We start from the raw sequence: 25,341 nt of genomic DNA on the forward strand, positions 1-25,341 counted from the left end.
GATAGTCTAGGTGAGGACGACCGCCACGACTGATGACTTTATCTTTACGACTGAATAACTCTGACAACAAAGGAAGAAAGATATTCCAATCCATAACGGCATCCAAACGTTCTAAGGGATTGCCTTTCTCTGATAGTTTTGACAAGATTTTTTCATCGTCTGTGAATAAATGCATGACAGATCTCCTCATTACTTTTTATTCCCCAATTATCTCATTTTGGGGAAATTTAGGAAGTTTTTAGAGGTCCCCAGAAAACAAAAAATAGCCCTGCTCCTCTTGAAACGAGGAGCAAGGCGACGAGTCGCAGGTAGTGTCTAGTTGATATAGTCATTTAGTTTATATTTTTATTACTTCGTTAACTCGTCTTGCTGTACCCCAGTACTACCTACGACTTGTTGCCTAGTACTAAAAATAAACTAAACGGCTATAACTTTTCTCAATGATGTCCCCCATCCATATATCAAGTAGGTTCGCTTGGGTATTTTTCTCCTCGGAACTTGTTTATTGTTGCATCAAAAAATGAAAGATAGAAAGTTTCTATCTCTCATTTTCGACCATATCGTTCGTGACTTGTAAAGCTGAAAGCGTGTTGGTGAATAGTTGACGGCGGGCATCTCGGTCTAAATCTGTATAATAGGCATAGAAAATATCCATGACGACAAGCACGGGGAACTGCGGAGAAATGCTCGTCCCTTGGGCGAGATTTTTCTTGATGGCAACGAGTACCAACTCATCACAGATGTCCCGCAAATGATGGCGATTTTTTGAGGTCAGCAGAACCGTGCTAGCACCTGTTTTATGGGCATCTCGCATCGCATTGATAATACTTAGGGTCTCTCCCGAGACAGAAATGCCGATGACGAGGCATTCCTCATTGAGGGTTACACTGTTCATCCGGATCATATGATCATCGGTGACCGCCTTACAAGCCATTCCTAGTCGCATAAAGCGAAATTCAATCTCGCGTGCAACAAGACCTGAACTTCCCTGACCGTAGATGTAGACCCGCTTGGCATTGTTTAAGAGGTGTCCTACCCGCACAAATTGTTCTTCGTCAATCAGCGAATAGGTCTTATTCAAGAGCTCACCGTAATCGGATAAAACATGTCTGGTCAAGTTGCGGTTGATATGAGGAGAATCCGTACTTGCACCGACTTCCTGAAAGGCATAGACAAACTGCCGGTAACCTGAAAAACCACATTTTTGGGAGAAGCGCGTCAGTGAAGCCAGAGAGACATAGAGCCTTTTTGAAACCGTTTTGGCAGACAATTCATCATCCACCATAGCGTCTGTGAGAAAATAGTCTGCAATCTTCCGTTCACTGTGCGTAAACTCACTGTAAACCGCTTCAATCATCGGAATCACATTTTTTTCTAACGAGACCATATCTCTTTCCCTCTTTCTAATCGTTATACTAATATATCAGGTTACAATTCCCCTATAAGGACTGAAAGTTAATGTTTATACCCCCTATAAAAGGGCATTAGTCCTTATCTTCAAGTGTCGTGGACGGTAGTCATTCTCTACGGAGTTTCAATTCTTCTTGGCACCACCGTAAAAAGGGCAAACTTGGAGACGATCATCTCCAAGTCTGGCATGCCCGACAAGTCCGTTGAAAACTGCTCCGCAGTTCCTCACTTTCCGCTTATCACAAGCTCTCTCTCAACCAATCTTATAATCAAAAGAAAGCTTTGTCAAGGTCAAGATATGAGAACTAAAAGCTCGGAAAATAGAAGTTTACTCCGCAAACTCTCTAGTCTCTGTGGCAGATTTCCTAATTTTCCGTAGCTAGCGCTGGCTATCCCTGCTTTACAGACAGTCAGAGAAGTGGCTGTTACTACCTAAGGGGCACTTTGTGCTCTTAACGCTTTCGTATCTTCTTTTTAGAAGAGGCGGCAAGACCACAGGAAGCTAGCGCAGCAAGTAGACCCATGATACTGCTACCTACGCCAGCTTTGCCAGCGGTTTGTGGTAATTGCGCATTCTCTGAAGAGACTTGTTTGATTGAGGTGGAATCTACCGCTGGTGCTGGCTTACTCCCAACTTCGACAATCTGATGTCTGACCATCTTAGTTTCCACTTCAGAAATAATTTCTCTTTTCTCTACCCCATCCACAAGGCTTATTCTGAACGTCACTACTTTCTCCCCTATCTCTCCTACTTGGACCAGCTTCTCTACTCCCTGGAGTAAGTCTGGATTGATTTTACGTAGAATTTCAAAAGGAATTTCGACAATTTGTTTTTCTTCGCGGTAAGATGGTGTCGGATCTGCTTGCTTAGCGCCTACTTCAATAATTTCTACAAGCGCTGGGAGAGCTACCACATCTGAAACCGTTTCTCTCAACTCACGGCCAGCTAAGATGAGGGTTCTCATCTTGACCAGTCGCTCCCCGTTTCTACCTGCCTGTACCAACCGTTCCACTCCAATTGGTAATTCCGCATTCAGGCGCCGAATGGTCTCAAATGGAAGAGCATGTTTTTGCACCACTTCCTTGGCATAAGGACCTAGGGGCTTTTCTCCATCGCGCAACCAGGCACGGACATCAACCTCATCAACATGACCGTCTCCATCCAGATCACCATGTTCTCCCGCAAACCAATCCATAAATGGGTCGGATTGAATCGCATTCAACCGTTCAACAAGGTTCTCTAAAACCTTATCTGTCAATAGATGATGACTAGCCAGTTCTTGATACAGTGCTTCGACCGCAGCAATTCCCCGCTTAGCTTCATCACTCTTTCTCCTCTTAGCAGTTGCTAGAGCTGTCTGGTACGGTTCGTCATTTAAGGCAGGATCTGGGTAAACCTTTGGCACAAAACGGAATTCCGCCGCTGACCCAAATTGATTAGCTGGTGAGCCATGGGATTCATTCATAATCAATTCTAAAGCAGTTGCTACCAACCCTTCTGAGAAGTTAAGCACCTTCGTACTACTCGTATCTGCCCAATCACTAAATGGAAACTCATGAACCTGACCAGCTGTATCCGTCACCCTCAATACTCCAGACCTAAAGCGTCCATTAGATCCACTTTCCCGCGGAACATATTCAAAGCGCTCCAACTCCACAGGTGTTCGTAGGCGAAATTCGAGCTTCTGATTCTGAAAATTCCCATTCCAAGGAGAGTGCCACAAACTGTCTAGACTATGATCAAAAGCCTTCGCAATCTCCGCATCGGGTTGAGCGACAGCTACCATATCTGAAAAGTCACTTACGCCCAGTTTATCTCTCTTTTCCACTAACGCATCACGCGCTTGGTAAACTTCATTAACCAAGGCTTCCACTTCTTCTTGTGGCAACTGATCTACCTTGGCAAAACGGAGGGCTGCTAGGGCATTCTTGTAACGTTCCACTGTCGGAGCTGTATATTCTACCCCTTTATCCAGCAAGGTATGACGGGTTAATTCATCATTGATCAAGCGCTCCAAGCTAGGTGTTTTTTCTGCTGATTTTCCTATACTGAAATAGTTCAAGCGCAATAGATTGGTCACAGGGCTTTCAGACTCTCTTGCCCTTACAACAAGATAGTAATTGCTCCCCTCATCTAAACGACCTGAAGCAATCGTGCCACTCACCCCTTCGATTTCAACCACCTTGTTACTTCCATCTTTATGGATAGAAACAAGAATATCTGCCAGAGGACGACCTACTGCCTCTATGATCTTATCTAGGTCAATCTCAACCTGATGATCCCGCAGGATAAAGTCTGGCTTGTGAGCGTGATAATGCTCCACCTCATCAATCTTATAAGCCAAGTTCCCAAGGCTACTAGCATAAGGATTTCCCCCTATTGCTCCAATCAGCAAACTATTCAGATAAGCATGTCCATTTGCTCCTAGATGCAAGGCTGGTCTATCTGCCATGTAAGTATACTTCGGTTCCCATAGATAAGGGGTTCTGGTCAATAAATGATTGAATGGAGTATACTGGTCTATCAAGAGTAGCTGGTTTTCAGCTGCTACTTCCCTCATCTTCTCAATCAATGCTGGGAGGGCAGCAGAGCGTTCGGTCACTTTAGTTGGTGTAGGTGTCCTAAAGATTACACTAGCATTCTTGAGCTTGGCTTTCGCAACAATCGCCTGTAAATGCTCCTTATACTCTTCTGGAGTAACAACGAGACTATCATTTGTTCCCAACATCACAATGACAACATCTGGTTGATACTGTTCCAAACGCCTTTCTATTCGGCGAACAGTGTCTGCACTAGTCGCCCCAGATACGGCTGTGTTGATCACAATATCATTCTCACGATGCAAATCTTGTAGGAGATATTTTTCAAATAATTGAGGCATACTGTCATAGCCCTTTGTCCATAGAGCCCCGTGTGTAATAGAATCTCCCATAAACAACCAGGTCAGCGGCTTAGCACTTGCTAATTTGTCCTGAATTTCCTGATTTTGCTCATTTGCCCATGAAACTTTTTGAGCCACTTCTTGGTCAATAGATTGTCCGCCAACGATCGCCAATTGCTTGCTACCATCTGCACTTTTCACAATCAATTCATAGGTTTGTCCATCTTCCAAACCTGTAATCGCAAACTGATTTCCCAGCCCCTTATCAGTGACCTGTCTCTCACCGATTAGTAAGGTGTAGTTCCAATTAGCCACGCCGTCCACCTCGGGAACCGTCACTTCCAAGCGATTATTCCGATAGATCGCAGCTGGAGCCAATTCCAAGTAAGACTTGGCTTGGTCAAGAGGCTGTAAATGAGCTTCAGCTTCTGCAGTAGGGAAAGCATCCGTACGCTTAATCGTAAAATAGCTTAGCTGTCTTGCTAGTTCTCCCTCCCCTTTCAGCGTCAAACGATCTTCCTGTAAAAAGTTTTCTTTAAATGCAGGTGTGTCAGTATGGTAGTAATGGTCAGCAAAAACGAGACGATTTCTACGTGGATCGTTATAGTAGTCTGCCAACACTTCCCTCATCGCCTGCGTGTACAGAGCTATCTGACTATTTTTAGAGGAATCCTTGAAAGCATGCGGTGACTGCAAGACCACAAAGCCGTCATCCGCCCTTAGAGCAAGCCCTTTTTCGATAAAGGAATGAAGTCTTTCTTTAAAGGTAGCTAGATAGTCTGCCCCTTTTTGATAGTCTTCTTCGCCCAGCATATAGTCAACGACCCGTGGGGCATAAGCATCAACCAAGTTGTCAAAATCCCGATCGATATCCGCTATCCCCTTACCTGCCTTCGCCGTATTGATCACAAAGCGTTCACGACCATTCTCATTGCCGCTCTTTGTCCAGCGGATATACTCTTCAAATTGTCCCACAAAGTTCCGGATACCTGCTGTTTGATCAAAACGACTTTGGACATTCTTACCCCCTACAAATACCCATGAATTCCCTTCAGTATTTGTATCAAAGGCTTCGCCAATTCGTGAACCATATTTTTCCTCAAAGCGAATTTCATCCACTGGTGGTCGAGCTTCATCTAATCTTCGAGGCTCTAAGCGACCAGCTATTTCAACTGGAAGATTATTAAGATGGACAATCTCCCCCTCGACAACTCCTGTCAATTCACTGCCCCAATCTTCTGTTGCAGCAACTTGATAATAGAGGCTATCGCGATCTTCCTGACTTAGGAAAGTAAGTTTATGACCATTCGACAAGGTCAGACTTGGTTGCTGAACAGCAAGAATCGGATGGCTAAAGCGAACTCGCACAACGTCATCGCTTACTTTTTCAATCTCGGTAATCTTTACTTTCGAGTCACTAAAAAGATAGTCCCAGGTAAATTTTCTAAATACGATATTGTAGTCATTCTCATTCCCATCTGAATGCTCATAGAGAACACCAAATTCCTTATACGAAATCTGCTTAACAGAATTATAGGCAAATTTACCACCCTGTAAATCCTTGTTCCTTATCCAGCTTAGGGAGCCATCAGCCTCTACCCTTGCCAAGCGAATCTTTCCATTGTTCCGTCCCGAACCATCCGCATTGACCAGAATAACGTATTCTTGACCCTCTTGCATAGTACGCGTAGCAGATAGCTGAACGTAGACGTCATTCACATCTTCAAATTTCGTTAGATCGTTTAGCCAAGTCGCTCCACCGTCCTTACTACGGGCCATCTGCACTTTACCGCTTAAATTGCGCATGAAAATCAGCAGATCGCCATTGTTGAGTTGGACAAGACTTGCCTCTGTATTTTGTTGATTGGAGTGGTTCATAGTAGATGAATGAAGTACCGTCCCATCTGCTAAGGTTCGATCATCGTTCACTGCTTTGCCCAATTGCCATGTTTCTCCATGATCATCTGAATAAATTACCCGTGAAGACTGAGAACCACTAAAATGGGAAGCGAAATTAGTCGTATAGGTCGGAACTACAATACGCCCCGCATGCTCTCCTGTATGCAGAACAATCCCAGAACCAGGACCTACTCCATTAAACTTCATCCAAGGCTCAGAAATCGTCGCAGTAATATCGCGAGGAGAAGACCAGGTTTGACCATCATCATCACTATAAGACATCCAAATATAGCTCATCTTGGCAACGCGGAATGGACTCGTACTATTCGTCTGGAAGTAAATGTTACCAAGCTTTTCTTCTCCTTTATAAAGATCGCCAATCTCGCTATAAGGAGCCGTCTTACTCTCCGTCACTACCCTATAATCTGTTACCTGACCAGTTGGATCATAGACCTTTCCATTGCGCAATGTATAGGGATTCTCTTCCCCTTCCTTAAATAGATTAGGGTAATGTTTTCCATCAATCTCTGTATATCGAGCTTCTGGTGCATTCGGTAGACCAAAAGCTCCCTGCATTTCTGGAAACATATCATAGATAGTAAAAATCCTTTTAGTAACTGGATCTTGTACTAATGCCATATCGATAGACATAATAGTCCCCGTTGCTTTATCAGCAGCATTTGGATTGGTCTGTAAATCAAGCACCTTTATGGTTCTTGACCAAGTTTTTCCACCGTCAGTACTCCGCTTGACAATCATATCAATATTGCCCCAATCACTATATGTATCATGGCGCTCATCTGCCCCTGCAATAATGGTCCCTTTATCTGTTACCAGTAAAGATGGAATCCGATAGTAGCCGACATTTTCTAAATTTTTTCCACCATTTGATCCAGAAGTCATCACCTTAAGTGGTTCTGATAATCCTTCAACAGCCGGATCTTCTGGGAGAGGGGAACGACTAAAGAGTTCGGAACGCTCTGCAACTTCTTCTGGGCTTAAGACACGATTGTAGACTGTAAAATTACGGATGTCAAAAACACTTCCCCAGTGATTCTCACTAGTTCCTCGCAATGTAGCTCCAAATTGTACCCTATCTGCCGTCTGTAAATCCTTTACAAAACGAACATTGGACAAGACTTCAGTTCGATTTAAGACCCCATTGACATACATCCGCACCCTATTTGCAGCTGGATCAATCGTCACCGCAACGGCATTCCACTCTTGCGGTTTTAATTTAAGAGGACCCTTTACATAATTTCGACTATAAAATAAATCAGAAGTATCTTGGTTGTGACCGTCTAGTCCGGGAACACCATTCTCAAAGACAAATAGACTGATATATTCATTACGGTGGGTCGAACTAGATACTGAAAATAGATTGTAAAAACCCGGATTTTCCTTTAATTGCTTATATTCCATATAAAGGGTTGCAGCATCAAGAGTACGCAAAATCTCTAAATCACTGGTAATATCAATTCGTTTTCCATTGCTCTCATTGACAGATAAGTTCTCATGCTTGATAACTTCATTTTCTGCCAAAGGGTCTACATGGAGCGAAGCCTCTAATGTTTCAGCCGTCCTAGGTGTAGGTACTACCCCCTCTCCTGTCGGAAGAGCTTGTCCCTCTGAATGAGGAGGAGTTGCTTCCTCAGCTGCTTTCAAGTTTACATCCACTGGACGATTAGCAGAATCCTCTGCAGGGCTAACAGGCTGTGAAGTCAGCTGATCCTTTGCTTCTTTCTCCAGGATAGCGCTTTCATTTTCTACCGCACTTGGCTGAACATTCTCTGAATTCAATGATTCCTTTTCATCATTAGCATCAACTACATTCTCTGCCACTGGAGGATTTGATTCTACTACTGAGCTATTCACAGGCTCTTCAGCCTTAGAGTTCGTTTTATTCACTAAACTATCTGCCCCGATTTCAGGAACTCCTGTTTCTTCCGCAGCTGCTACCTGAACAGGTGCCATACTGGTTCCTATAAAAATACCAATTAAAACCGAACCCACACCCAAACTTGTTTTCCTAAGAGAATATTGACATATTTTACTAAAAAACTGATTCTTTTTCTGGTTCATTCTTCCTTTTACTCCTTTTTGACTTTCTATCGTCATCTTAATATCGTAAATAGAACTGATTATAGCACTAAACGATACGTTATACCTTATCTTGATGAATTAAAATTCGCTCAACCCTCGTCGGTTCACAACGAAATTGCTAAAAACTTCTGTTCGACCGCTTACTTTCATTATGTGCTTTAACAATCTTTTAATAGACCGAGGACTGTTAAAAATTGGAAATAAAACGAGTGAAACTCGTGTCAGCTGCGGCTATTACAGATGTGCTACTTTTAGGAAATAGGCTGAAAACCTCCACTGGAGCTTTTCACTCGTCATGTTTCCTAATTTTCAGTCGGTTTTTAACGGCTTCACATCTTAACTGAACACGCCCTAAACTCTGTGTGAAAAAGAGAAATCTCATTGGGTGCAAGACACCCTGCTTCGATTTCCTATTTCGCTGTGAGTTTTTAACGGGCTTTGTATCTTGTCTAACTGAACTCGGGCTAAAAGCTCGGAAAAAAGATAGACCTCCTTGTGCTCATCGAACACTACGTCAGTCTCCTATTTTTCAGTCGCTTTTTTAACGCCCTCGTATCTTGTTTTAAAATGATAATAGGCTCCAAGCATGCCTGCTGTATTTTGGTGCTGGGCAAAGGCGATCTTCGTCTTGTCGGCGATACTTGGTACGAGATTGTCTTTCAAAGCCGCTTCGATTTTGGGTTTCAAAATCGCTTCTTGTCCCATAATACCGCCGCCCAGAATAACTACTTCTGGATTGACTACATAGCAGATATTTGCAATGCCCTTAGCCAAGTGATGTACCATACGGTCTAGCCCTTGTTGGCAGAGAAGATTGCCCCTTTCCATTTCTTGGAAAATGCGTCGGCCATTCCAGTCAGCTACATCATCACCATGCGCTTCAGCGACATAGCGAACCAAGGCAGTCGTTGAAGCCAAATCTTGGAAAGCGCCCTCTGGTAAGTGGAGGTAGCCGACCTCACAAGCTGAATTGCTAAAGCCATGGAAAACTTGAGCGTCAACCAAGAGACAGCCCCCAATACCCGTCCCCACGGTCAAGCAGACAGCTACCTGCGCCCCCTTACCACTGCCCGAGATAACTTCTGCTAGTCCTGCACAGTTGACATCATTTTCGATTTCACAGGGAATCCCAAATCGCGCTTCCAAGTCTTTCTTGAACTGGGTACCCGCATAGTTTGGGATTTGCGGACCTGCATAGAAAATTTCGCCCTTATCAGGATCCACCATACCTGCTGAAGATAGGCAAATGCCTGCAAGACTGCTCTCTTCCAGATAGTCCGAGACAATCCCTGCAACCTTTTGCAAAATTGCCGGGCCACCCTTGTGAGCCTCTGTCGGCATTTCATGACTTTCCAACAATTGGTCTGTCTCATCAATCAAACCATATTTGATATTAGTACCACCAATATCAATGGCAACATACCTTTTCATGAGCTACCTCTTCCACTTCTTTCTCTTATTGAGACACAGGATTGCTAGCCAAGGACAATCCCTGTACTGATAGAGTCCTTTCCTTTTGGCTGTCAGATACTTTTCTTTTTATAGTCATTTAGTTTATATTTTTATTACTTCGTTAACTCGTCTTGCTGTACCCCAGTACTACCTGCGACTTTTAACGAAAACTTCGTTTTCTTCATTTCCCACCTCAAACAGTCTCTCCCCAGACTGTTTGAGCTAGTACTAAAAATAAACTAAACGGCTATAATACAGCTACTATCTCACCCCAAAAAGCGTGCCTTGGTTTCACGGATCAAGCGTGCTGCAGCTTCAACCACTTCTTGATCTTCGTCACAGACCGGAGTCAATGGTGCACGCACACCACCCAAACTCAAGCCCTCATTGATGCGCAAAACTTCCTTAATAACTGCATACATATTACCACGCGCAGCAGTCAAGTGTCCGATAATCGCATTGATAGCAAATTGCAGTTCCTTGGCTGTCGCTAGATCTTTATCCGCAATCAACTGATCGAGCTTGAGGAACAACTCTGGCATCGCACCATAGGTACCACCGATACCACCGACTGCCCCCATTAGACGACCGCCTAGGAATTGTTCATCTGGACCATTGAAAACTACATGGTTCTCACCCCCAAGACTGGCAAAGGTTTGAATATCCTGCACTGGCATAGAGGAATTTTTCACCCCGATCACACGCTCATTTTTGAGCATTTCTTTGTACAGGCTAGTGGTTAAGGCTACGCCTGCCAGCTGTGGAATATTGTAGATCACAAAATCCGTATTTGGAGCTGCCGCACTCATATCATTCCAGTACTGAGCCACTGCATACTCCGGCAAGCGGAAATAAATCGGTGGAATAGCTGCAATCGCATCTACCCCGAGGCTTTCCGCATGGCGAGCCAATTCGATCCCGTCCTTAGTATTATTGCAAGCAATATGCGCAATAATCGTTAATTTACCCTTAGCCACCGCCATGACTTCTTCCAAGACCACTTTGCGATCTTCCACGCTCTGATAGATACACTCTCCTGAAGAACCGTTGACATACAGCCCCTGCACTCCTTTTTCAATGAAGTATTGGGTCAGGCTCCGAACGCCCTCACGGCTGATGTCACCATTTTCATCATAACAGGCATAAAATGCTGGGATAATTCCATGATATTTTTCTAAATTTTTCATTTTTTTCTCCACTATATAGAAGCTGGGCAGAAAGTCCAGACTTGTAAAAATAGTTCATACTCAACGAAAATCAAAAAGAGACGAGCTTCAACTATCTGGGAGATAGTTGAAGGTTGGAGGTAAGATGAGGATAGCCAATTTCCTATAAGCCAAAGATAGAACTCTGTTCTTTCTTGTTTTAAGGGAACAGGCTGAAAACCTCCACTGGAGCCTTTCACTCACCAAAACTCTTGACAAGGTATCCTTTTGATTTTCAAAGAATATAAGTAAAAATAGCTTGACGCAGTATTGATTGTGTCAACGCCTATGATAGCGTTGAAGGTAGGAAATGAAACTTACGGAGTAAGTGTCATTCATCTTTGTTGACTTGAAGCTCCCAATATAACTGAAGCAACTGTGCAGGATGGAGTAAAGCGGTCTGGGAATAGACTGTTTCACCCTCCAGCTTAAATGTAATGAGTGGGGATAAGGGAACTCTTTTTCAATGGATGGTGTTCTCCCCACTCCCTTTTATATTGTCGAGCGATCATACTTTCTAAAAATTGACTCAAGAATCGCTAATTGAATATAGACTAGGCTGGAAAATCCTGCCAATAAAAAGAACATACTTCCAAAGACAAGGGTCCAACTAGAACCCATCAATAGAAAGGCAAGTAAGGCTAAGAAAGCAAGCATGCCAAAGGTCCAAGGGAAGTGTAGACCTGCCACAACAAGAGCAGTTTGTAGCAGCTTTGGTAGACCTTGTTCATACCTAGCTACTAAAGGGTAGGCATAGAGCATGATCATCAGGAGTAGGAAAAGGACCCCGAAAGCAACCATTTTCAGCCCCTGAAAGGGCAGGGCAGTCTGCCCACGCAACAGCAAAAGGTTTAGCACACATATAGCAGTCACGAATAGCTCGATACCACCTAGAGCAAGGCCGTGCTTCCACTCTGCCTTAAAAGTAGCGATATAAAGGCGGATAACACCCACTCTACGGCTATGCCGTACTTCTTGCATGGTTCGATAGAGACTGATTTTGGCAATCCCAATCGTCACAAGTGGTAGACAAGAAAGCAGGAACAGGAGATTCACCGTGACCAAATCCAAGATTTTTTCACAGAACCTCATCAGCCAATTATCCGTATCAAAAATAGAGGACAATAACTGCATACTCTTATCTCTCATTTCTCGCCTCCCTCTTAGTACATCAGCACCTTTACTACACATTTTCGCACACTCTCACCCGCCTGATCATAGAGGTTGGGCTGGTGCGGTTCATTTGGCAGAAAGATCGCAAGGCTTCCTTCGGTCAAATGAATTGGGGTTGTAAGATGACAGCGGACAAAGCCAATATCATTTGTCTCATCATAATCCTGAACCACTTCCTCGACTATCTGACCATAGCGTACCAATTCTTGACCTGCGAGTAAGAGGTGTATATCTGCGTAGCGCTCGTGGTATTCAAAGCGCTCATCTAGCTCCTGATTAAGCTGATTCTCCTGCACAAAACAAAATACCTTATCCTCGTTAATGAGATATTGACCAGAACCAAGGCTTGACATATCTTGTGTTAACAGAAAGTCAATCGCCTGATCCAGATACGGATGAAGACCACGGTAGTGTCCCACATCCTGCAATTGCGTAACAATCATCCCAGCTCCCTCTCTTCTAATGCTTCATCACTCTTAAAATCATTGCCCTATCTCCCATTGAGTAGCAGACACAGCTGTGTATTAGCCCAACTTTATAGTCATTTAGTTTATATTTTTTATTACTTCGTTAACTCGTCTTGCTGTACTCCAGTACTACCTGCGACTCGTTGCCTAGTACTAAAAATAAACTAAACGCCTATACCATGACGTAACCACGCTTGTCAGCTTTAAAATTAAGGTAGTCCCTCAAATGATCTCACCCTTTTACAGCTCCCATGGTGATCCCTTGGGTAAATGATTTTTGGAAGATGAGGAAGACAGCTACGATTGGAACAGCTGCCATGGCTGCTCCCGCCATGATAAGCCCATAATCCGTTGCCATTTCAGCTTGCATGGTCGCAACCCCAAGCGAGATGGTCAGATTTTGACGGGAGGTCAACATCACCAACTGCATGAAGTAGTCATTCCATGTATTGATAAAGGTAAAGATAGCAAGGGCAGCAAACCCTGGTTTGACAATTGGAAAGGCAACGCTCCAGAATGTCCTAACCTCTCCACAACCATCAATCTTGGCAGATTCTAAAAGCTCTGTCGGGATATTCTCACTAAATTGTTTCATGAGAAAGACACCGAAAGGCCAACCGATGAGCGGCAAAATGACCGCAGCCAGTGTGTCATGGATTCCCAAGAAATTGACAATTCGTACCAAAGGTACCAAGACAACCTGTTTTGGCAATGCCATAGCCGCAACAAACACTGCAAAGAGAATCCGTTGACCGTAGAAGCGTTTCTTTGCTAGCACATAGCCGGCAAGGGATGAGGTGATACAGACCAACAGCATGGTCACAAGTGAGATAAAAACACTATTCCACATCCATTGGAGGGCTGGATTTTGCACAATCAAGCGCTCAAAGTTTTCCACAGTCGGCGTTTGAGGCCACCACTGAGGTGGGATGACAATCGTATCTGGTTGAGATTTGAAGGCACCTGTCAAAATCCAATAAAACGGAAAGATGAAGAGCACCGTCAATAAGAGCAAGATGATGGTTGAAATCACTGTAAATGGAGTTAATTTTTTCTGCTTCATATTTTCCTCCTAGTATTTCACATCATTTCCAAGAATCTTGAATTGGGCAAAGCTGATCAGGGCAATCATGACTGCAAGAAAGACACCCATGGTATTGGCATAGCCATATTCAGAGAGCTGGAAGGCTTTTTCGTATAGGTAGTACATAAGGGTACTGGTTGAATAGTTCGGTCCTCCTGATGTCAAGAGCTGAATCAGCGCAAAACATTGGAAAGAGTTAATCGTTGTGATAATAGCGATATAAAGTGTTGTTGGTAGTAGACTTGGCCATTTGATTTGCCAAAAAACCTGTAATTCAGTCGCACCATCTACACGCGCCGCTTCCACAAGAGAATTGTCAATATTTCCCATAGCAGCGATATAGAGGATGATTGGCTGACCGACAGAAGTGGTCAAAAGAATCACGATAATCGCAAGTAGCGCCCAATGTTTGTCACCAAGCCAGCTAATGTTTTGCTCAATCAGGTGACTGGACTTCAAGACAAAATTTAAAATCCCCGATAGAGGATCGTAGATCCATTTCCACACAACCGTTACCGCTACACTCCCTGTAACGACCGGTAAGAAGAAAACAAAACGATAGAAAGAACGGGCAATCACATTTTGACTATAGGTCTGGGACGCCACAAATAGAGAGAAAAAGACCACGACTGGTACAGAACCAATTACAATAATCACTGTATTGAGTAGGGACTTGATAAAGATAGGATCCTGGAGCATCCGTTTGTAGTTCTCTAAGCCGACAAATTGAAAAGCTGTCATCGAATAATCAAAGAAACTGGTGACAAATCCCATGATCATCGGAGCTAATACAAATATAGCAAAGAAAATTAAGACCGGTGCTAAAAATGCGTAGGAAACCATCGTTTCTCTCATTCTTATCTTATTAACTTTCACATTAAACACCTCTCCTTATGTAAGATACGAGAAGGCATAACAACCGATATAGTCGTCTAGTACTAAAGTAAACTAAACCACCATCTTCATGGTATTTCCGCCTCACTTTGATAAAATAAGCCCCCTTTAAATGGATGAGAAAAGGGGGAAGATGATACCTTGTCGGGATGAGGGAGCCAAAGAACTCCCTTTTGCTTCATCCCTTAGTATCCACTAGATAAACTTCTGTCTTATTGAGCTGATTATTTTGTTGCTTTTTTAATGGTTTCATTTGCTTTTTCAGTAAATGTCTTCAAAGCAGCTTCAGCTTTCTCATCTCCATTTGATACAGCCTGCAACATTGGGAACCAGAGTGTTCTCATTTCAGCAAAGCCATCAATTGTATTGTAGTATGGTGAGTAGTATTGAGTCCAAGAACTGATGGTTTCCATCCGTTTGTCATCATACAATTTACCAAATGAGGTACGAACTGGAAAGGCACCTGTCCGTTGTACATTTTTAGGTCCCCATTCTTTATCATCTGCGACAAATTGGATGAATCGCTTAGATGCTTCAATTTTCTTCTCATCTTTATTATCAAAGACACCAAAACCATTTACTAAGTATTCCAAATCAGGAGTTCCTTCATCAGATGGGAATGGTACTTCTACCACTTCAACTTTACTTGCTTCTAAAAGTTTTCCTTGAATACCATTTTGTGCTGGTGCCCAAAGAATGGTATAAGATGTTTGCCCGTTGGCAAAGTTTTGAATATCTGCTCCACCGTCAAATTGAGAACCATTTGATAGAAGTCCATCCTGAATCCAACTTGAAGCCATTTCAAGACCTTTGACAAATTTCGCGTCATCTGTTGTATACTTGCTGACAGCAACATCCGTTACAGAACCGCTATATAAGTTAGCAATAAAGGCACGAGTTCCTTGGTCTCCACCTTGACCACTTGCAAAGAGTGAACCCGGTGTGTAGCCCTTGTCTTTCAACGCTTTCAATACTTTTTCAAAATCAGCAGTTGTCCAGCCCTCTTTGACAAGATCTGCTACACCAGCATCTTCAAGCATCTTCTTGTTCATCGCCATGTAGAATGGTGCAGAGCTGATTGGATACATATAGGCTGTATCGCCCGCCTTGCTCGCATTGATAATGTTCTCATTGGCTACATCTTTGGCAAATTCATCCGTAAAAAGGTCGTTCAAATCAGCCAATTTCCCATTTTTACCGTATTGGATAATGCGCCCTGGTGCGTCAAAGAGGACATCTGGCGCTGTTCCTGCTTCGATAGCTGTGACGATTTTTTCTGGACCAGACTTAAAGTCAATCGTTTCCAACTTCACCTTTACATCTGGATTTGCTTTTTCAAAGGCCTCAATAATCGATTTTTCATAGGTACCTACTGCATCGCTTGAGTTTTCCTGAGTAAACACTGGGAATGCCCACCATGTAATTTCCGTCTTACCAGAGCTATCCGACGCATCTTTCTTATCAGCGCTACCACCAGAATTGCCACATGCAGCCAAGGCTAAAACAGAGGCACCTGCCAACAATGAGCATACTAATTTATTGAATTTCATTCTTTTTCTCCTTTTGATTTGATTCTTCATATGAATAGTGATAACAACAACCTATCTTCTTTTTTCTATGGCATCCTCTCCTCTTTTTGAATAGTTCTTTATAGTGAATGGGTTCCCAAGTTCCATTGGCAACTCCATCCTATGCTTATCTTATTTTGACTGGCTCACAGCAGCAACAAAACGCTGGGTGATTTCCTTTGGACGTGTGATGGCGCCACCTACAACAATTCCCCGAACACCAAAATCATGAATGATCTTCGCCTCTTCAGGGTAGTAAATCTTACCTTCTGCGATAACGTCTATTCCTGCATCACACAAGTTTTTAATCAAGTCAAGATCAGGACCATCTGCCTGACGACTATAAGCTGTATAGCCTGATAAAGTCGTCCCGACAAAGTCCACACCTGCCTCCACCGCAGCTAGTCCTTCTTCATACGTACTAATATCTGCCATTAAGAGCTGGTTTGGATACTTAGCCTTAATTTGCGCGACAAACTCTGCAACAGTTAAGCCATCATACCGCTCCCGCTTGGTACAGTCTAAAGCGATAACTGCAATGTTCAGAGCCGCCAGTTCATCCACTTCTTTCATGGTTGCTGTGATAAAAGGCTCTTGTGGTGGATAATCTCGCTTGATAATCCCAATAATCGGCAAATCCGTCACTTGCTGGATTTGCTCTATATCTCGTACGCTATTGGCACGAATCCCAACTGCTCCGCCTGCTTCTGCTGCTTTTGCAAGAAGAGGCATCACTCCTCCAGTTTCCGTATAGAGCGGTTCTTGCGGAAGAGCTTGGCAAGATACAATAATGCCATCCTTCATCTGCTCTATCAACTCATCTTTTGTTATGGTTGCCATATCTTCCTCCTTTTTGTTTTTAAAGCGCTTTCTTTTAAGTAGCAAAAATAAGGCTAGCTGCCTCACTCTCCACCAAAGAGCTTACTTAAATTCTGTAAGCAATGACTTACTTTCAAAATGCGTACCGCAGAGCCAGTTGAACACCTTGTTATCGGCATAGACAAACATAGCTTCGTGGGCATATTCTGGCATCAAGTGGTATTCCTTTTCGCACTCTAAGCGATTGTACATAGCGAATTGGGTGATTGGGTAGCAGACATCATCAGCTAGCCCCGTAATCATCTTGACCGAACCCTTGATACGGTGCGCAAGATTTTTCACATCAATATAGGCCAAAGTCCCAAAGACATCTTCTTCTGTTTCATGAAAGGGATCGTGGAACTTAAAGTAGCGGAAAAGCTCATCATAAGCCTCGCTAGTGTTTCCAAACTCTAAGACCCGTCTAAAATCACAGAGGAAAGGATAAATGGCAACCGTACTTGTAATACGAGGATTGAGCGCTGCTGCCACAAGAGCTAGAGCCCCGCCTTGTGAGGCACCATAACTAGACAGACGCGTCTCATCTACACCTTCCAAAGACGCCACCAACTCTACAAGGGTGTAAACATCAAGATAGACATCCTTGTAAAAGAGCTGGTCTGCTCCGTCAACCATACCACGGATAATCTGACCCTTGACAGTATTGCCCCGAACATTTCTTGGACCGTCTAGCGAATAGCCTGACTGACCACGCACGTCCATGGATACCATGCCGTAGCCTGCTGTGATATAAGGCAGCATACTTGACCAGTCCAAGCTGCGCCCCATGTAGCCGTGGAAATGGAAAATAATTGGAACCTTTTCAGCTCCCTTAGGCAAGACCATACGAGCGTAAATCTTCCCACCATTCGTTCCATCAAATTGGATTTCATAGCAATCCACGCTCGGAAGACCAAAATCCTTTTCAACCAAATAATAGGCTACCGGAAATTCTAGCTCTGCGATCGCCTGATTCCAAAAGTCATCGAAATCAGCCGGTAGCTCATCACGTCCACGATAGGTTCTTATTTCCTCTAGTAATGTAGAAACTTCCATTTTTATACCTTTCTACAATTTATGTAAGCCTTTACAATTAGTATACCACTTTGTAAAATAATTTCAATGTTTTAATCATAAAAAGAAAATACTTTCAAAAAAGCCTCATTTTAGTGAATGCACGCCCTTTTTGAAACTACTTTTAGGCGACTACAATAATCGAAATAGAAATGCTCCTCCTTAAAGATAGACCTCTCTTAATAATAAATAGGTATTTCACTAGATAAGAGAAGCTTTTCTAGGTTCAAAAGAAATCAAAAATCTCTTGAAGAAAATGAGTAGCTGTTCCTCTCTACCTAAAAGAGGGCAAACACGAAGTGGTTAAAACACTATTCAAATTAAGAGAGGATTGACTAAATAAAACGAGGGAAACTCGTATCAAACGCTTTCGTATCTTGGGGAATTGAACACGGACTAAGAGCTGTGTAAAAAAGAGACGCAACTGTTGCAACTTTAGTTGCTTCCACAGTCTAGGAATAGACTGTGGAAGGTTGGAGATAAAACGAGTGAAACTCGTGTCAAACGCTCTCGTATCTTGGGGAATTGAACACGGGCTAAAAGCTCGGAAAAAAGATAAATACACCTAGAAGCAGAGACTTCTTCGGCGTATTTCCTATTTTTCATTCGCTTTTTACGCCCTTTGTATCTTAGAATTGAACACGTCGTCAATCTCCTATTTTTACTTTGCTCGTTTAACGCCCTTGTATCTTGTTTAATTGAACTCGAGCTACAACTCACTGACAAAGCCTAGTCAGAAAGTTGAGTAAATTCAGAAAACATCACAGTAGGCATCTGATTGTAGCTATCACTACAATCTAGTTGCCTTTGTGGGGGTCTCACGACGAAGCGAACCGCTTCGGTTCGGCCGCCTATTTTGTCTAGGAGTTGCTTAACGCTCTCGTATCTTATTTAAAAAGGAGTGAGGATCATCAAGATGTGGTATCACGATTCAATCCTACTCCTTCTATCTATTTATTGGAAGAGCTTCAATTATTTGATGCGACCTGGGCGTTCCTTGTAGCCATAGTAAGCATCTTCAATGATTTCTTGCATGTGATCCACCATTGGAAGGCGTGGATTTGCAGGTGTACATTGATCTTCATAGGCAAGAAGAGCCAACTCGCGTGAGTATTTCTTCAATTCTTTTTCATCAACGCCTTGCTCTCTCAAATTCATCTTGATTCCAACGCGTTCCCCGAGGTCATATACTGCTTTTGCGTATGATTCTACGGCTTCTTCTGGAGTTGAAGCTGGCAAGCCTAGCATGCGAGCAATTTCTTGGTAGCGCTCATCTGCACGGTAGTAATTGTATTTAGGCCATGTCGCTGCCTTGGCCGGACGTGTACCATTGTAACGGATAACGTATGGAAGCAAGATGGCATTGGTACGACCGTGAACAGTGTGGAAACGTCCACCTAGTTTGTGAGCAATAGAGTGCGAAATTCCTAGGAAAGCATTGGCGAAAGCCATACCTGCCATTGTAGACGCATTGTGCATTTTCTCACGAGAAGCAAAATCTGCGTTCTTAACAGAATTTTCAAGATTTTCAAAGACAAGTTTAATCGCTTGTAGCGCAATACCGTCTGTATAGTCATTGGCCATTTGAGAAACATAGGCTTCAGTTGCGTGCGTCAAGACGTCCATACCAGTATCTGCTGCTACAAAGCCTGGAACAGTCAAGACAAGGGCTGGGTCCACAATCGCAATGGTTGGCGTCAATGAGTAGTCAGCAAGTGGGTATTTGCGGTTATTTTTCTTATCAGAGATAACGGCAAATGGTGTCACTTCTGAACCTGTACCTGATGTGGTTGGAATACCAACATACTTGGCTTTTTGCCCCAATTCTGGGAAGCGGAAGGCACGTTTACGGATATCCATGAATTTTTGTACCAAATCGCGGAAGTCCACTTCTGGTTGTTCATAGAAGAGCCACATAATTTTCGCAGCATCCATTACAGAACCACCACCGATCGCAATAATCGTATCTGGTGCAAATGATTTCATCGCTTCTGCACCGCGTTCAACCGTTGTAATATCTGGATCTGGCTCAATATCTGAGAACACTGTGTACATGACTTTGTTAGCGCGCAATTGCAATTGTTCGATAACCCGTTGAACAAAACCAAGTTTGACGATCAATTCATCCGCCACAATCATTACACGCTCAACGCCTGCCATCTTTTGGAGGTATTGGATTGAGTCGCGTTCAAAGTAAATTTTTGATGGAACTTTAAACCACTGCATATTGTTTCTCCGTCTTCCCACTTTTTTAATATTCAATAAGTTCAACGCACTTACGTTATCACTGATTGAGTTACGGCCATAAGAACCACAGCCGAGGGTCAATGATGGGAGAAAGGCATTGTAAACATCACCGATACCACCGAAAGTAGATGGAGAGTTCCAGATAACCCGAATAGCTTTGACACGTGTTCCAAATTCTTTTGCCAAGTCCTCATCTTCTGTATGGATAGCCGCAGAGTGACCAAGACCGTTAAATTCAACCATTTGGCTCGCTTTTTCCATACCGTCTTCACGAGATTCTGATTTCAAGACAGCGATAACTGGTGATAGTTTTTCACGTGTCAATGGCTCATTTGGACCTACCTCTGCCACTTCTGCAGCAAGAATATTGGTTCCTTCTGGTACTTTAAAGCCTGCTTGCTCCGCAATCCATACAGCTGGTTTTCCAACAATATCTGCATTTAATTTTGCTTCGCCACAGTTTTTACTATTGGCTTTTGCTCCAAAGCAGAATTCTTCAAGAAGGGCTTTTTCTTTCTTATTCACAAAGTAAACATGGTAAGACTTGAATTCTTTTACAAAGTCATCATAGATTTCTTTGTCGATAATCACCGCTTGTTCCGAAGCACAGACCATACCATTGTCAAATGACTTAGACATCACAATGTCGTGCGCCGCTTGACGAATGTTTGCTGATTTTTCAACGTAAGCCGGTACATTCCCCGCACCTACACCGAGGGCTGGTTTTCCACATGAATAAGCCGCACGCACCATGGCATTACCACCTGTTGCAAGGATTGTCGCGATCCCATCATGTTTCATCAATTCAGAAGTTGCCTCCATTGATGGTTTTGTAATCCATTGGATACAGTTTTCAGGAGCTCCTGCTGCCACTGCTGCTTCGTAGACAACCCGAGCCGCATGCGCAGATGACTCTTGAGCAGACGGGTGGAAAGCAAAGATAATCGGATTACGCGTTTTAAGAGCAATCAATGACTTAAAGATTGCTGTTGATGTCGGATTGGTCGTTGGAGTGACACCACAGACAACACCGACCGGCTCTGCAATCAAGGTCAAACCTGTTACTTCGTCATCTTCAATGACACCAACTGTTTTGACACCTCGCATATTGTTCACAACGTGCTCACAGGCAAACAAGTTCTTCGTCGCCTTATCCTCAAAGACCCCACGTCCTGTTTCTTCTTGTGCATGTTGAGCCAAGACACCGTGTTGGTCAAGAGCTGCAACCGACGCTTTCGCTACGATATAGTCTACCTGCTCTTGATTTAGCTGGCGAAACTCTTCAAGGGCAACCAATCCCTTTTGAACAAGCCCATCAACGTGTGCACGAGCTTCTGCTAATTTTTCCTCTGGTGATACTTTTTTCTCAGCCATCTATGGTTCCTCCAAAATTGTTTTCTGTTAACTTGCATTTGTTAACTTTTTCACAAATATATTCTACACTTTTTTTATCTCCTTGTAAAGAGTTTGTTAAACATTTCACAAAATCTTTTTAGAAAGATTGTGAGGTTTTTCTCCAATCCCTTGAAAAATCAGGACTTCCATCACAACATTGTGATTTTTTTCTCAAACTTTTTTTATTTCACAAATGAAAAACAGGAAAATCTATCTGAATTTTCCTGATTCTCATCATTATTTCTTAATCTGCTCAAATATATCTTTGAAATTCGTTTGGAGCGTTTCCAAGGATACCGTCCACTCTTCGCGGGTGTAATTGTTTTTCACCCTCACCTGTCCTTGTTCTAGCTCGCTTTCACCTAGTGTAATCAGGGCTGTCGCCTTTAGCTGGTCAGCGGATTTAAACTGGGATTTCAGCTTACGCCCTAGATAATCACGCTCTGCTTTGAAGCCTTGACTGCGGAGAGCCTGCACCAACTCTAAGGCCTTACCATTAACCTCTTGCCCCAAGACAGCGATATAGACATCCAAAGGTTCTTCTAAGGGAAGAGCAACCCCTTGCTTTTCAAGAACCAGAAGTAGGCGTTCAAGTCCCATACCAAAACCAAAGCCGGGGGTTGCCGGTCCGCCAAAATACTCCACCAAGCCATCGTAGCGACCGCCCGCACAGATGGTCAACTCACTTCCAGCCACCTCTGTGATAAATTCAAAAATCGTATGGTTGTAATAATCGAGACCACGCACCATATTGGTATCGATAACATACTCAATCCCCAAGGCCTCCAGCATTCCACGAACCTGGTCAAAGTGTACCTGACTTTCCTCGTCCAAATAGTCCAAAATGGACGGAGCCTTTTCCACTGCCTCCTTGTCCTCTTTTTCTTTACTATCCAGAACGCGGAGCGGATTTTCTTCCAAGCGACGCTGGCTATCCTTTGACAGGGTCTCCTTGAGTGGCGTCAAGTAGTCAATCAAAGCCTTGCGATAAGCAGCACGGCTCGCGCTACTACCCAAGGTATTCAAATGCAGGGTCATCTTTTGAATGCCGATTTCCTTGAAAAATTGCGCCGCCATAGCAATGGTTTCGACATCGGTCGCAGGATTGCTTGAGCCAAAGCACTCCACCCCGATCTGGTGAAATTCGCGCAAACGTCCTGCCTGCGGACGCTCATAGCGAAACATGGAGCCCATATAATATAACTTGACAGGTTTTTGTACCTCTGGCGCAAAGAGTTTATTTTCTACATAAGAGCGAACCACAGGAGCTGTTCCTTCTGGACGAAGCGTGATGTGACGATCTCCCTTATCATAGAAATCGTACATTTCCTTGCTGATGATATCGGTCGTATCCCCAACAGAGCGGCTAATGACCTCATAGTGCTCAAAAATAGGGGTTCGGATTTCTTGGTAGTTGTAGTTGCCAAATGTCTTGCGGGCAAATTCTTCCACATACTGCCACTTGGCAGACTCCTTTGGCAAAATATCTTGAGTTCCTTTAGGTTTTTGTAATTTCATAACGAAGACTAACGCCTGATAATAGGCAGTCGATTCCTTTCTGTACTTTCTCTCTATTCTAGCATATTTCAGAATATTTTCCTATTTGTTAAAAATTTTTTCAAAAAATCTGTCAAGTAACTTTACTTTACAAAAAAAATATGATATTCTAATACAGTTGGCGAAAGCCATCCATATCATTATTATAGTTGAATATGGGCTAAAAGCTTGGAAAAGAGACACCGGTGTTCCAGTTTTAACTGCTTACATACGGGTATTCATCTTTCTCTATTTCCAATCGCTGTTTACGCCCTTTATATCATACGGAGGATAGAAAATGGCAGTACCTGCACGTCGCACATCAAAAGCGAAGAAAAACAAACGTCGTACACACTACAAATTAGCAGCTCCAACTGTGAAATTTGACGAAGTCACTGGAGATTACTCACGTTCTCACCGTGTATCTTTGAAAGGATACTACAAAGGACGTAAGATCGCCAAAGCTGCAGCAGCTGAATAATAGAAGGGAGATACCATGCGCGTAAACATTACACTTGAACACAAAGAATCTGGTGAACGCTTGTACCTTACTTCTAAAAACAAACGCAACACCCCAGACCGTCTTCAATTGAAAAAATACTCACCAAAATTGCGCAAACACGTGATTTTTACTGAGGTTAAGTAAGGGTTTCAGTACACGTCGATAGACGTCAAAATGTTGATTTTAAGTGATTTTTGATTTTTTGAAACTCATTATATCGCACTACAAATCAATAAAAACTCTACCTTTTACTCTACCTTTTTTAGATAAATATATCATCTGGATATTGAAGTTAAGCCCTGCTATCATTTCTATGGCAGGGCTTTTTAATATTTGGTACACTAACTTCTTATCTATATTTTGGTGGATTTTAAGTTGACATCTACAAAGTTTAATGTTAGAATACATTCAAAAATATATTTGAATGAGGTATTTTATGATTCAAAATGTTGTTACTTCAATAATCCTGTATTCTGGGACAGCCGTAGACTTACTTATTATCCTAATGTTATTTTTTGCCAAAAGAAAAAGCAGAAAAGACATCATTAACATCTATTTGGGACAATTTCTAGGCTCTGTTAGTCTAATATTGCTAAGTTTGCTTTTTGCATTTGTCTTAAATTATATTCCTAGTAAAGAGATTTTAGGTTTACTCGGTTTGATTCCAATTTTCCTAGGCCTCAAAGTTTTGCTTTTAGGAGATTCTGATGGAGAAGCTATTGCAAAAGATGGTTTGCGAAAAGACAATAAAAACCTGATTTTTCTAGTCGCTATGATTACTTTTGCAAGTTGTGGCGCTGACAATATTGGTGTCTTTGTCCCATATTTTACCACCTTAAATTTAGCGAATTTGATAGTGACTTTACTTACTTTTCTAGTCATGATTTATCTCTTGGTTTTTTCTGCCCAAAAATTGGCACAAGTCCCTTCTGTTGGAGAAACTTTGGAAAAATATAGCAGATGGTTTATTGCCGTTGTCTATTTAGGATTGGGGATGTATATCCTGATTGAAAACAACAGCTTTGACATGCTATGGGCTGTGTTAGGCTAGGAGAAAAAATTATGAAAAAAGATAGTATCTGTCAAGTGGATGTTATTAATCAACAAAATGTTACAACCGCAACGAACTACCTTGAAAAGGAAAAAGTCCAAAAATCACTTCGCATTTTATCAAAATTTACCGATAATAAACAGATAAATATCATCTTTTATCTCCTTGCCGTCGAAGAACTCTGTGTCTGCGATATAGCCTGTTTACTAAATCTCAGTATGGCATCTGCCTCCCACCATCTTCGTAAACTAGCCAATCAAAACATCTTGGACACTAGAAGAGAGGGGAAAATTATATATTATTTTATAAAAGATGAGGAAATCAGAGATTTTTTTAATCAACTAGGATAACAAGTATTTTTACTACTTTTCCATGATTATAGGGGGATTATATATGGGCACCTCTAAAAACTTCAAGTAGTTGTTAAGTAAGCCCTATTTGTAAGCATTAATTCCAGTAAGCTTCGCTTTCGAAGCTTACTTTTTGCTTATTTTCCTATTTTTGGGCGCACTAAGCCCATGATGGCAATCCCAGTCGTTTG

18 protein-coding genes and 1 pseudogene are annotated in these 25,341 nt (G+C 42.7%); 4 read left to right on the plus strand and 15 right to left on the minus strand.

The genetic code is table 11. The features are described from left to right. The 14 genes and pseudogenes from BU200_RS10975 to hisS all read right to left on the minus strand — a co-directional run. Positions 1-175 (minus strand): annotated as a pseudogene (locus BU200_RS10975) (IS5/IS1182 family transposase); the annotation flags it as partial. A 363-nt stretch (positions 176-538) separates the two neighbouring features. Next, complete coding sequence (locus BU200_RS07630) at positions 539-1,387, minus strand: MurR/RpiR family transcriptional regulator (RefSeq protein ID WP_075099598.1); 849 nt, start codon at positions 1,385-1,387, stop codon at positions 539-541. Between the two features lie 475 nt (positions 1,388-1,862). Beyond that, positions 1,863-8,309 carry a DUF459 domain-containing protein gene (locus BU200_RS07635; protein WP_083609381.1) on the minus strand — a complete coding sequence of 2,149 codons (6,447 nt, stop codon included), beginning with the start codon at positions 8,307-8,309 and terminating at the stop codon, positions 1,863-1,865. A gap of 507 nt (positions 8,310-8,816) precedes the next feature. Further along, complete coding sequence (locus tag BU200_RS07640; protein ID WP_075099600.1) at positions 8,817-9,725, minus strand: ROK family protein; 909 nt, start codon at positions 9,723-9,725, stop codon at positions 8,817-8,819. Between the two features lie 287 nt (positions 9,726-10,012). Beyond that, a complete protein-coding gene (locus tag BU200_RS07645) occupies positions 10,013-10,933 on the minus strand; it encodes a dihydrodipicolinate synthase family protein (RefSeq protein WP_075099601.1) in 921 nt (306 codons plus the stop codon). A 510-nt stretch (positions 10,934-11,443) separates the two neighbouring features. Continuing rightward, a complete protein-coding gene (locus BU200_RS07650) occupies positions 11,444-12,100 on the minus strand; it encodes a DUF624 domain-containing protein (protein ID WP_075099602.1) in 657 nt (218 codons plus the stop codon). Positions 12,101-12,114: 14 nt separating this feature from the next. Continuing rightward, on the minus strand, positions 12,115-12,567 hold the full coding sequence (locus BU200_RS07655) for a NanQ anomerase/TabA/YiaL family protein (RefSeq protein ID WP_075099603.1): 453 nt from the start codon (positions 12,565-12,567) through the stop codon (positions 12,115-12,117). 256 nt (positions 12,568-12,823) lie between these two features. Further along, a complete protein-coding gene (locus BU200_RS07660; RefSeq protein ID WP_075099604.1) occupies positions 12,824-13,654 on the minus strand; it encodes a carbohydrate ABC transporter permease in 831 nt (276 codons plus the stop codon). A gap of 9 nt (positions 13,655-13,663) precedes the next feature. Next, positions 13,664-14,551, minus strand: a complete 888-nt coding sequence (locus tag BU200_RS07665; RefSeq protein WP_075099605.1) for a carbohydrate ABC transporter permease — start codon at positions 14,549-14,551, stop codon at positions 13,664-13,666. A gap of 242 nt (positions 14,552-14,793) precedes the next feature. Then, entirely contained in the window at positions 14,794-16,119 is a 1,326-nt protein-coding gene (locus BU200_RS07670) for an ABC transporter substrate-binding protein (RefSeq protein WP_075099606.1), read from the minus strand. A gap of 150 nt (positions 16,120-16,269) precedes the next feature. Continuing rightward, positions 16,270-16,977 carry an N-acetylmannosamine-6-phosphate 2-epimerase gene (locus tag BU200_RS07675; RefSeq protein ID WP_075099607.1) on the minus strand — a complete coding sequence of 236 codons (708 nt, stop codon included), beginning with the start codon at positions 16,975-16,977 and terminating at the stop codon, positions 16,270-16,272. An 81-nt stretch (positions 16,978-17,058) separates the two neighbouring features. After that, positions 17,059-18,051, minus strand: coding sequence for an acetylxylan esterase (locus BU200_RS07680; RefSeq protein ID WP_075099608.1), 993 nt, complete (start codon positions 18,049-18,051; stop codon positions 17,059-17,061). Positions 18,052-19,041: 990 nt separating this feature from the next. Then, positions 19,042-21,690: a bifunctional acetaldehyde-CoA/alcohol dehydrogenase gene (gene adhE / locus BU200_RS07685; RefSeq protein ID WP_075099609.1), complete on the minus strand. Its 2,649-nt coding sequence runs from the start codon at positions 21,688-21,690 to the stop codon at positions 19,042-19,044. 258 nt (positions 21,691-21,948) lie between these two features. Continuing rightward, positions 21,949-23,229, minus strand: coding sequence for a histidine--tRNA ligase (gene hisS / locus BU200_RS07690; RefSeq protein WP_075099610.1), 1,281 nt, complete (start codon positions 23,227-23,229; stop codon positions 21,949-21,951). A gap of 316 nt (positions 23,230-23,545) precedes the next feature. Between hisS and rpmF the strand changes: the two genes are divergently transcribed. Together rpmF and rpmG are read left to right on the plus strand one after the other, a co-directional pair. After that, the gene (gene rpmF / locus BU200_RS07695) at positions 23,546-23,728 is read left to right on the plus strand and encodes a 50S ribosomal protein L32 (RefSeq protein WP_075099611.1); all 183 of its coding nucleotides are present in this window, start codon (positions 23,546-23,548) and stop codon (positions 23,726-23,728) included. A gap of 15 nt (positions 23,729-23,743) precedes the next feature. Continuing rightward, positions 23,744-23,893, plus strand: coding sequence for a 50S ribosomal protein L33 (rpmG, locus tag BU200_RS07700; RefSeq protein WP_002262412.1), 150 nt, complete (start codon positions 23,744-23,746; stop codon positions 23,891-23,893). Positions 23,894-23,971: 78 nt separating this feature from the next. Here the strand turns inward: rpmG and BU200_RS11500 are convergent, their stop codons facing one another. Then, positions 23,972-24,157, minus strand: coding sequence for a hypothetical protein (locus tag BU200_RS11500; RefSeq protein WP_002892741.1), 186 nt, complete (start codon positions 24,155-24,157; stop codon positions 23,972-23,974). A 28-nt stretch (positions 24,158-24,185) separates the two neighbouring features. On the opposite strand from BU200_RS11500, the gene BU200_RS07710 reads away from it, so the two are divergent. After that, a complete protein-coding gene (locus BU200_RS07710; protein ID WP_044668935.1) occupies positions 24,186-24,800 on the plus strand; it encodes a CadD family cadmium resistance transporter in 615 nt (204 codons plus the stop codon). 11 nt (positions 24,801-24,811) lie between these two features. After that, complete coding sequence (gene cadX, locus BU200_RS07715; RefSeq protein ID WP_000711078.1) at positions 24,812-25,150, plus strand: Cd(II)/Zn(II)-sensing metalloregulatory transcriptional regulator CadX; 339 nt, start codon at positions 24,812-24,814, stop codon at positions 25,148-25,150. Positions 25,151-25,341: the final 191 nt, after the last annotated feature.

This window comes from Streptococcus acidominimus (genome assembly GCF_001921825.1).
Classification (GTDB): Bacteria; Bacillota; Bacilli; order Lactobacillales; family Streptococcaceae; genus Streptococcus; species Streptococcus acidominimus.

Excerpts from the sequence above, each read along its gene's own strand:
- BU200_RS07675 (WP_075099607.1), bottom strand. The coding sequence starts at position 16,977 with ATGGCAACCATAACAAAAGATGAGTTGATAGAGCAGATGAAGGATGGC.
- BU200_RS07660 (WP_075099604.1), bottom strand. The coding sequence starts at position 13,654 with ATGAAGCAGAAAAAATTAACTCCATTTACAGTGATTTCAACCATCATC.
- BU200_RS07630 (WP_075099598.1), bottom strand. The coding sequence starts at position 1,387 with ATGGTCTCGTTAGAAAAAAATGTGATTCCGATGATTGAAGCGGTTTAC.
- BU200_RS07680 (WP_075099608.1), bottom strand. The coding sequence starts at position 18,051 with ATGGAAGTTTCTACATTACTAGAGGAAATAAGAACCTATCGTGGACGT.
- rpmF (WP_075099611.1), top strand. The coding sequence starts at position 23,546 with ATGGCAGTACCTGCACGTCGCACATCAAAAGCGAAGAAAAACAAACGT.
- adhE (WP_075099609.1), bottom strand. The coding sequence starts at position 21,690 with ATGGCTGAGAAAAAAGTATCACCAGAGGAAAAATTAGCAGAAGCTCGT.
- hisS (WP_075099610.1), bottom strand. The coding sequence starts at position 23,229 with ATGAAATTACAAAAACCTAAAGGAACTCAAGATATTTTGCCAAAGGAG.
- BU200_RS07635 (WP_083609381.1), bottom strand. The coding sequence starts at position 8,309 with ATGACGATAGAAAGTCAAAAAGGAGTAAAAGGAAGAATGAACCAGAAA.
- BU200_RS07670 (WP_075099606.1), bottom strand. The coding sequence starts at position 16,119 with ATGAAATTCAATAAATTAGTATGCTCATTGTTGGCAGGTGCCTCTGTT.
- BU200_RS07655 (WP_075099603.1), bottom strand. The coding sequence starts at position 12,567 with ATGATTGTTACGCAATTGCAGGATGTGGGACACTACCGTGGTCTTCAT.
- rpmG (WP_002262412.1), top strand. The coding sequence starts at position 23,744 with ATGCGCGTAAACATTACACTTGAACACAAAGAATCTGGTGAACGCTTG.
- cadX (WP_000711078.1), top strand. The coding sequence starts at position 24,812 with ATGAAAAAAGATAGTATCTGTCAAGTGGATGTTATTAATCAACAAAAT.
- BU200_RS07645 (WP_075099601.1), bottom strand. The coding sequence starts at position 10,933 with ATGAAAAATTTAGAAAAATATCATGGAATTATCCCAGCATTTTATGCC.
- BU200_RS07640 (WP_075099600.1), bottom strand. The coding sequence starts at position 9,725 with ATGAAAAGGTATGTTGCCATTGATATTGGTGGTACTAATATCAAATAT.
- BU200_RS07710 (WP_044668935.1), top strand. The coding sequence starts at position 24,186 with ATGATTCAAAATGTTGTTACTTCAATAATCCTGTATTCTGGGACAGCC.
- BU200_RS11500 (WP_002892741.1), bottom strand. The coding sequence starts at position 24,157 with ATGTATTCTAACATTAAACTTTGTAGATGTCAACTTAAAATCCACCAA.
- BU200_RS07650 (WP_075099602.1), bottom strand. The coding sequence starts at position 12,100 with ATGAGAGATAAGAGTATGCAGTTATTGTCCTCTATTTTTGATACGGAT.